Annotated in this window: 7 protein-coding genes; all 7 read left to right on the forward strand. The window is 37.0% G+C overall.

The genetic code is table 11. The features are described from left to right. Positions 1–23 precede the first annotated feature (23 nt). Entirely contained in the window at positions 24–920 is an 897-nt protein-coding gene (locus FZC41_RS16410; protein ID WP_148568538.1) for a methylenetetrahydrofolate reductase, read from the forward strand. An 11-nt stretch (positions 921–931) separates the two neighbouring features. Continuing rightward, positions 932–1,792, forward strand: a complete 861-nt coding sequence (locus tag FZC41_RS16415; protein WP_148568539.1) for an amidohydrolase family protein — start codon at positions 932–934, stop codon at positions 1,790–1,792. Positions 1,793–1,981: 189 nt separating this feature from the next. Then, on the forward strand, positions 1,982–2,614 hold the full coding sequence (locus FZC41_RS16420; protein WP_148568540.1) for a M15 family metallopeptidase: 633 nt from the start codon (positions 1,982–1,984) through the stop codon (positions 2,612–2,614). A 136-nt stretch (positions 2,615–2,750) separates the two neighbouring features. Next, on the forward strand, positions 2,751–5,495 hold the full coding sequence (locus tag FZC41_RS16425) for a UPF0182 family membrane protein (protein ID WP_148568541.1): 2,745 nt from the start codon (positions 2,751–2,753) through the stop codon (positions 5,493–5,495). A gap of 34 nt (positions 5,496–5,529) precedes the next feature. After that, positions 5,530–6,801, forward strand: a complete 1,272-nt coding sequence (gene serS, locus FZC41_RS16430; RefSeq protein WP_148568542.1) for a serine--tRNA ligase — start codon at positions 5,530–5,532, stop codon at positions 6,799–6,801. A 118-nt stretch (positions 6,802–6,919) separates the two neighbouring features. Further along, a complete protein-coding gene (gene greA / locus FZC41_RS16435) occupies positions 6,920–7,402 on the forward strand; it encodes a transcription elongation factor GreA (RefSeq protein ID WP_148568543.1) in 483 nt (160 codons plus the stop codon). Positions 7,403–7,412: 10 nt separating this feature from the next. After that, positions 7,413–8,879 (forward strand): lysine--tRNA ligase, encoded by a 1,467-nt coding sequence (gene lysS / locus FZC41_RS16440; protein WP_148568544.1) that lies wholly within the window; start codon positions 7,413–7,415, stop codon positions 8,877–8,879. The last annotated feature ends 505 nt before the right edge of the window (positions 8,880–9,384 follow it).

Raw genomic sequence — 9,384 nt, forward strand, 5'->3', positions numbered from 1 at the left:
AAAATGATTAGGAGTAATTATAAATGAGAATAACTGAGCTGTTTGAAAAAGGCGAGTTTGTAGTAACTGCAGAAGTGGGACCTCCTAAAGGGGTTGAAATTGACCACTTGATTAAAGATGCCCATGAATTTTTAAAGACCCGAGTCCATGCATTGAATGTAACGGACAATCAGTCTTCTGTTATGCGTACTGGTTCACTGGCAACATGTAAAGTCTTGAAAGATGAGGGATTGCTTCCAATCTTTCAAATTACCTGTCGGGACCGAAACCGAATTGCCCTGCAGTCGGATGTATTAAGTGCGGCATTGTTGGGCATTGAAAATTTATTGTTATTAACCGGAGATTACACCACACTGGGAGATCATCCACAGGCAAAACCCGTTTTCGATCTTGATTCCGTGTCATTGATTCACGCGGTGAAATGTTTGGAACAAGGCTTCGACCTTGCGGGAAATGCTGTTGATGGGAAACCACCTAAGTTTGCTAAGGGCGCGGTTGTATCGCCTTGCAGTGACTCTGTGGATGTCCAACTGGCAAAAATGGAGGCAAAGGTGAAAGCCGGATGTGAATATTTCCAGACCCAGGGAGTATTCGAACCTGATAAATTCATGGAATTCATGGAAAAAGCAAAACAGTTTGGTGTACCAGTCCAATTGGGGCTCATCATTCCGAAAAATGTCGGCATGTGCCGTTATATGAATGGCAATGTAGCCGGCGTTCATGTTCCCGATGATATGATTGAAGAATTGAAGGCAGATAAGGAAAAGACAAAAGCAGGCGACACCGGCGTTGAAATCTGCGCCCGTCTGATCAAAGAATGTAAAGACTACTGCCAAGGTATTCACATCATGTCATTAGGCTGGGAAAACAGAATTCCAGAGATTCTTGACATGGCTGGAATAGCACCAGTGGCAAAATAACCGAATTTAAAATGATCATAGACTGTCATATACACTGTGGATTAGGTAATTCCATAAAAAGGAATAAATCTGGGATCAATAATGATGATATAGTTGAAGGTATGAAAAAAGTCATGCAAACTTATCAGTCATATGGCGTTCAAGGATTGCGTGATGGCGGCGATGGCTCAGGAGTTGGAATAGTTCTCAGAGAAATTTCAAAAGACTCCGATCTGATCTTCAGAACACCCATTCGTGCTTTTTATAAAAGAGGCCATTACGGAGATTTTTTAGGCGATCCTGTTGACGACGGAAAAGACAGCATTGAAAAAATGGATGTACTGATTAAAGAAAGTCCGGATTTTATTAAAATTATTCTTACCGGAATTATGAGTTTCACAGAGTTAGGTATTTCCGGCCCGATCGGATTTTCGAAAAGTGAATGTGTTGCTATGATCGACCATGCTCATCAACGAGGATTGTCAGTGATGGTTCATGCGAATACTCCGGAAGGGATCATGATGGCCTTAACATCTGGTGCCGATACGATTGAGCACGGTTACGGGATTGATAATGACTGCCTTTGTGCAATGCGCGAAAGCAACGTAATTTGGGTACCAACGTTAGCACCTTTTGCAAACATCGCAAAATGTAGGGATGACAGTCCAATGAAAAAGTATAAACAAGTATCAGAAGATTATTTTAGACAGCATCGATCAATGGTGAAAAAAGCCAATGCAATGTGTGTGAACATTGCATTGGGAAGTGATTCAGGAGCGACTTTAGTACCACATGGACAGAGCACTTTGGATGAACTTGGCTACTTACTTGATTGTGGATTGACGGAAAAAAAACTTGAAAGTATTGGAAAAAGGGTTTTAGACATTAAATAATACATTATAAATCAAAAAAATGATACCTGCAAATTTATTTGCAGATATCATTTTTTGTGTTTTATGTCCTTCAACTTGTAGTAAACGTCAAGGCGTGAAAAAAAAGCATTTAAGACTGGTAATCATCCCGTTCATCGTATAAAATAAGAAAATAGGTTAAAAAACGTAGTGAATTAGAGGACATAGTCGATGAAAAGAATTATGATTGTACGTCCAAGTGACTTTGTGGATATTTCATTAGAAATTCCCGGAATCATTACAGATGTTAAATATTTTACTGGAGAAAATTTTGTCGGTGAGCGAATTGATGGGTATGAATCACCGACTATCTTACTGACCGAAAAGGCAACAATCGCACTTGCGGGAGTTCAAAATCTTCTCATCGAAGAAGGGCATGGTCTCAAAGTATTTGACGGATATCGTCCCAAGCAAGCGGTGGAACATTTTATTCGGTGGGGAAATCAAAAAGAGGATGGGAAAACTAAAAGTATTTTTTATCCATCCATGACGCGACAAGAAATTTTTAAAAGTGGCTATATTGCATCAGAGTCGTCACATACACGAGGAAGTTCAATAGATCTTACCGTGATCAATATGGAAACGGGTAAAGAAGTTGATATGGGCGGTCATTTTGATTTCTTTTCAGAGATTTCTTATAGTGATTACGACCATTTAAGTTTAGCGCAAAGTAAAAATCGAGTTCAATTAAGATACCTGATGCGATCAGAAGGATTTGAGCCGATGCAACAGGAGTGGTGGCATTTTACACTGTCTGATGAACCCTACCCAGAAACTTATTTTGACTTTAGTATTAGGGATTAGAAATACTTGATATAGGCTGAGAACAACTTCATTACTAAGAAGAAAATTTCCAATCTGATGATGAAGTTTGTAAAATTTGTGATATAATATAAAAATTAGATTAAAATACTATTTAGCTTATGAAAGATGGGGAGAAATGAGAAAAAAGAACAAGACAATCTTAATAGTACTAGGCGTGGTGGTGGTTATTATTACGTTACTGTTATCATTAAACAATTTTTACATTAATTATTTATGGTTTGTTGAAATGGGATATACAGAAATATTTTTCAAGGAAATGATTACAAAACTGCAAATTGGTATTCCAATATTTGGGGGACTATTACTGATTCTGTTTTTCTATTTAAAACTGCTTAATCATATTTCAAAAAAATATATTGGTATTGTTCAAAAGAGAACCAAAAAGCAAAAAACGGTTATATTTATTATCATTTGTTTTATTGCATTATTTTTAACAATTTTTATTTCAGATAAGCTGTGGTACCAAATATTAGAGTTTATCAATCAAACGAATTTTAATATTACAGATCCGATCTTTTATCAGGATTTATCACTGTATTTTTTTGGATTGCCGTTATACCAAGAACTATTCAGCATATTGATAGGCTGCTTTGTTACATTTGTAATCCTAACTTTTTTATATACGGCCTATATACTTTATGAGGGAAAGAAAATAGAATTTAATCAGACCCAGGATTTAGAATCACTTAAAGAAAACACAAAAGGGGTTTTCAAAACCTACCTGGAGATCGCCCCCAAACAGGTGGGAATCTTTTTAGGAATTCTTTTTGTATTACTTTCCTTGGGATGTGTTTTAGAAGCATTTCAACTGTTGTATTCCAATACCGGAATTGTTTTTGGCGCAGGCGCTTCAGATATTGATGTCGGATTAAAAGTGATCATTTTCAAAGGCATTCTTTGTCTTGTTCTAGCGGTCACTTCTGTGTTGGCAGGCTACAAGAAAAAATATCTGCTGATGGGTGCGGGTCCGGTGCTTCTGATTGCGGTTATGATTCTTGGCGGCATAGGCCAGAGTATTTATGAATCATTAGTCGTTATTCCAAACCAATATACTAAGGAAGAAGCATACATCGCCAATAGCATTCGGTCTACTCAGGCAGCTTACAATTTAACCGATGTAGAAGTTAAAGAGTTTTCAGGAACCCAGGAAATAAGCGCTGCTGATATCAAAGAGAATGATGTGACCATTAATAACATTCCGATAAATGATCAAACGCCGACTAAGGATATGTACAATTCGCTTCAAGGATTTCGAAATTATTATCAGTTCTATGATGTCGATGTTGATCGTTATAAGGTGAATGGAACTTATACCCAGGTATTTTTGGGAACGCGAGAGATGAACAACACACTTCTTCCTAACGAAGCTAAAACATGGGTCAATCAACATTTGAAATATACACATGGATTTGGAGTTGCAGTATCGCCTGTCAATGAAACCAATGATGTTGGACAGCCAGATCTTATTGTTAAAGATATTCCACCGGTAACAGATGTACCAGAACTAACGATTAAAGAGCCCCGAGTCTATTTTGGCGAAAGCAACTATGACTATGCAGTCACAAATTGTAAAACCGCTGAGTTTGACTATCCCCAGGGAGATAATAATCAGGAGGTTACTTACACCGGTACAGCGGGGATAAAAATGTCCTTTATCAATAAGCTGGCATTTGCACTTCATTTTGGTTCGCCGGAGTTGCTTTTGACCAATGAAGTAACCAATGAAAGTAATATGATCATTCATCGAAATATTATGGATCGAGTTTCTACTATTGCACCGTTTTTGGACTATGACAGTGACCCATATATGGTGATTTCAGAAGGTCGACTTTATTGGATCGTGGATGCCTTTACAACCAGTAGTCGATATCCATACTCTCAACCCTATGATGAATCGGGAAAGAACTATATCCGCAACTCAGTAAAAGTTGTTGTTGATGCTTATAATGGTGATGTTACTTTTTATCAAATGGAAGATGAACCTCTTTTAGATACTTATGGAAAAATATTCCCGGGGCTTTTAAAAGATATTTCAGAAATGCCGGAGGGAATCAGGGAACATATACGATATTCAAAAACTTTGTTTGATGTTCAGTCTGATATTTATAAGACTTATCATATGTCTAATACCTTGTCCTTCTATAATAAGGAAGATCAGTGGGAAACAGCGACTCAGTATAGTGATTCTGAAAAAACAAAAACTACAGTAGAGTCTTCCTACACAATCATGAAGCTTCCAGATCGTAATGAGGAATTTATGCTTACTGTTTCTTTTACGCCAAAGAATAAAGACAATATGATTGGATGGTTAGCAGGGGTTTCAGATGGAGAAGATTATGGAAAGCTCATTTTATATGAGTTCCCCAAGCAACAATTGATTTATGGTCCAATGCAAATTGAACAGCGAATTGATCAGGATACGACCATATCGCCTCAGTTTACTCTTCTGGGACAGCAGGGATCACGAGTACTTCGAGGAAATTTAATGTCGATTCCGATAGAGAATGCCATTCTCTATGTTGAACCAATTTACATCCAGGCGGCTAGTGGAGAAAACAATTTACCGGAACTTAAAAAGGTTATTGTCTGTTATCAAAACCAAATTGTTATGGCTGACTCACTTGATTTAGCATTAAGTCAGGTTTTTAATAGCCAAATCGGTGTTAAGGGTAGTGGTAGTGCACCTCAGAGTACGGGAAGCACCAGTTCCATTTCAGAATTAGCAGCAAAAGCCAACAGCTTATTTAAAGAAGCTCAAGACGTACAAAAAGCTGGAAATTGGGCTGGTTATGGTCAAAAGCTGGATGAGTTAGAACAGGTTCTTACTCAATTGCAACAACTTACTGGCGTAACACAGTAGCAGGAAAGTTTATTAATTAAAGCAGGAGGAAAAAATGCTTGATATAAAACGTATTCGAGAAAATAAAGAGGAAGTTCAGGCGGGTCTGGACAAACGAGGCAATTATGATTTAAGTTCAATCCTTTCATTGGATGAAAAACGACGAGAAACATTAGGTAGAGTTGAAGAAATGAAAAATCGTCAAAATGTGGTATCTAAGGAGATCCCATTATTGAAAAAGGAAAATAAGGATTGTTCCGCTATTTTTACTGAGATGAAAGAATTATCTGAAAGAATAAAAGAGTTGGATACTGAAATAAAATCGTTAGATGAGAAGATACGTTATTCACTGCTGACTTTTCCAAACGTTCCCAATCCTCAGATCCATGTGGGAAAAGATGATTCGGAAAATGTAGAAATCAGAAAATGGGGAGAACCAAGAAGTTTTGATTTTGAAATCAAAGCGCATTGGGATATTGGCGTAGATTTAGACATTCTTGATTTTGAACGAGCAGTAAAAATTACAGGGACACGATTTAGTATGTTTAAAGGTGCTGGGGCAAGGTTAGAGCGCGCACTTATTGATTTTATGCTTCGTGTTCATTGCACAGAACAACAGTATACTGAAATATCACCGCCATTTATGGTTAATCGAGAGAGCATGACCGGCACGGGACAACTGCCAAAATTTGAAGAAGATGCATTTTATATACCAAGCAAAGACTTTTTTCTGGTGCCGACAGCAGAAGTACCGGTAACGAATATTTATCGAGATGAAATATTAGCAGAGGAAGATTTGCCGAAATATTTTACGGCATACACACCTTGTTTCAGACAGGAAGCTGGTTCGGCCGGGAGAGATACCCGTGGTCTTATTCGGAACCATCAGTTTGATAAAGTTGAAATGGTTAAGTTTGTTCATCCGGATAATTCTTGCGAAGAACTAGAAGCGTTAACTAATGATGCCGAACGTATTTTACAACTATTAGAGATACCTTACCGTGTGGTTGAGTTGTGTACCGGTGATCTTGGCTTTAGTTCTGCAAAAACTTATGATATTGAAGTATGGATGCCGAGCTATAATCGCTATGTGGAAATAAGCTCATGTTCAAACTTTGAGGACTATCAGGCAAGACGAGCAAATATTCGTTTCAGAGACAGCGAAACTAAAAAAACGCGATTTTTACATACCCTTAATGGATCCGGTTTAGCAGTTGGCCGAACTTTTGCAGCAATTTTAGAAAATTATCAACAAGCCGATGGAACGGTTATTGTTCCCGAAAAACTGATTCATTTAATGTGGGGAAAAACTGTTATTGGAAAATAAAGAAAACCCCAACAAAAATTATGATTGTTTATGAAACTTGACATAAATAAGTAAAAAATTTATAATTACACTCATGATTTGAGTGTGAAAAACTGTGTCACTATGAAGGAGTATAAAAATGAGCACAAATGAAAAAGCGGTAATTATCACTGAAGCAGGCTATAATAGTATGAAAAAAGAGCTGGAATATTTGAAAACTGTTAAGCGGCATGAAGTTGCAGATCGAATAAAGATAGCCCGTGAATTCGGAGATTTAAGTGAAAATGCTGAATATGATGAAGCAAAAAATGAACAAGGATTTGTAGAAGGAAGAATATCAGAGATTGAACGCAAATTAAAAGTGATTCAAGTAATTGATGATAAGGATATTCATACCGAAGATGTTGGAGTAGGCAGCATTGTCAAGATAAAAAACTCTGCTTTTGATAAGATATCTGAATTTAAAATTGTCGGTTCGCAAGAATCTGACCCGAAAAACAATCGTATTTCCAATGAATCACCGATCGGATCCGCTCTTCTCGGAGCGAAAGTTGGAGAAACTGTAAAAGTTCAAATTCCAGATGGCGAAGCAGCATACCAAATTTTAGAAATACATAGATAGGGGTACAAAGTTGACAACAGAAAATCTAAGTGAAGTCCTTGAAGTAAGAAGAGATAAATTAAAAAAATCACAAGAAGCAGGGAAAAATCCCTTTGAAGAAACAAGTTATGATGTAAGTGTTCTTGCAAAAGCAGTTGAAGAGAAATTTGAAGAATATGAAGAAAAGCCGGTTTCAATGGCTGGTCGTATTATGTCCAAAAGAGGCCAGGGAAAAGTTGCGTTTTATGATCTTCAAGATTCTTCTGGAAGAATTCAACTATTTTTAAAGAAAGACTTACTGCCAGAAATTTACGATGAGATAAAAACTTATGATATCGGCGATATTGTCGGTGTTAAGGGCGAGGTTTTCAAAACGAAAATGGGCCAAATTTCGGTTAGAGTTTCAGAAATAATTCTATTAAGTAAATCGTTGCAAATTCTTCCTGAAAAATATCATGGGCTTAAAGATATGGATTTACGATATCGTCAACGTTATGTCGACTTAATCGTTAATCCTGAAGTTAAAGATGTTTTTAAAAAACGCTCTCTTATTATGAGAAAAATTCGCGAGTTTTATGATGCTCGTGATTTTCTTGAGGTAGAAACACCGGTGCTTTCAAATTTAGCAGGCGGTGCAAACGCGAGACCATTTGTTACCCATCATAATGCATTAGATATCACATTGTATTGTAGAATTGCATTAGAGTTGTCCTTGAAACGTCTGATTGTTGGTGGCTTTGATAAAGTTTATGAAATGAGCCGGGTTTTCAGAAATGAAGGAATGGATGCAACGCATAATCCAGAATTTACGTTACTTGAATCCTATGAAGCTTATGCAAATTACGAAGATCTGATGAAAATGATTGAAGAACTGTACAGTTTTCTTGCCGCAGAGGTGAACCATTCAGAGATCGTAATATATGGAGACGAAGAAATCAATTTAAAAGCACCATTTAAAAAAGCCAGAATGGTGGATTTAGTTAAAGAACACACCAATGTGGATTTTGATGTCATGACTGATGTAGAAGTGGCTCGTGCCGCAGCAAAAGAATTACATGTGGATGTTGATGGTAAAAACAGCGTTGGGGAAATAATGGCAGAAGTTTTTGATGAATATGTGGAAGACAAGCTAATCCAGCCAACCTTCGTAACAATGCACCCTGTCGAGATTTCGCCATTAGCAAAAAAAGATCCTAAAGATCCTCGATATACCGAACGATTTGAATTATTTATTAATGGGGCGGAATGTGCCAATGCGTTTTCGGAATTGAATGATCCAATTGATCAAAAAGATCGGTTTATGTCACAAGTCCAAAAGAAAACGGACGGTGACGATGAAGCACATCCTTATGATGCTGATTTTATCAATGCATTAGAAGTTGGATTGCCGCCAACCGGTGGATTGGGAATTGGTATTGACCGTTTGATAATGCTTTTTACCAATCAGCACAGCATTAGAGACGTAATCCTATTCCCGACAATGAAACCAATCGATTAAATATAATATAGGACTCAGAGTCTCTTGATTCTGGGTCCTTTCAATAAAGGGACCGTGTTTTGAACTCTTTAGCAAAGTTATAGTCGGTAAATACCATTTAAAGTGACTTAAGCAGTTTGGTGATGGTTTTTACATGGATAATAAAAATAGCCAGTATGAACTTAGCTCACATAAGAATAAAGACTTGCTTATATAAAAACATTATAGTGCTTTTTTAAGTCAAAAAAAAACAGAGTTAAATTAAAAAAAAGATTGACAGAGTATGGCAATCGGAGTATAATAATAAAGTTGTCTCGAACAGGGACAGCACAGCAAAAGAAACGATTTAAAAACAACTTAAAAAAAAGCTTGACAACTTAAGGGAATGACGATATAATGTACAAGCTTCGTAAGAACGGAGCGGCGGTCATAGAAAAGAGAATAGTACCATAAAACCTGTAAAACAGCCAAAACATTCGCAAGAATGCAGAAGGCTAAAATAGAAACAGAGAGATGCACTCTATAA

The organism is Acetobacterium paludosum (assembly GCF_008086595.1).
GTDB lineage: Bacteria > Bacillota > Clostridia > Eubacteriales > Eubacteriaceae > Acetobacterium > Acetobacterium paludosum.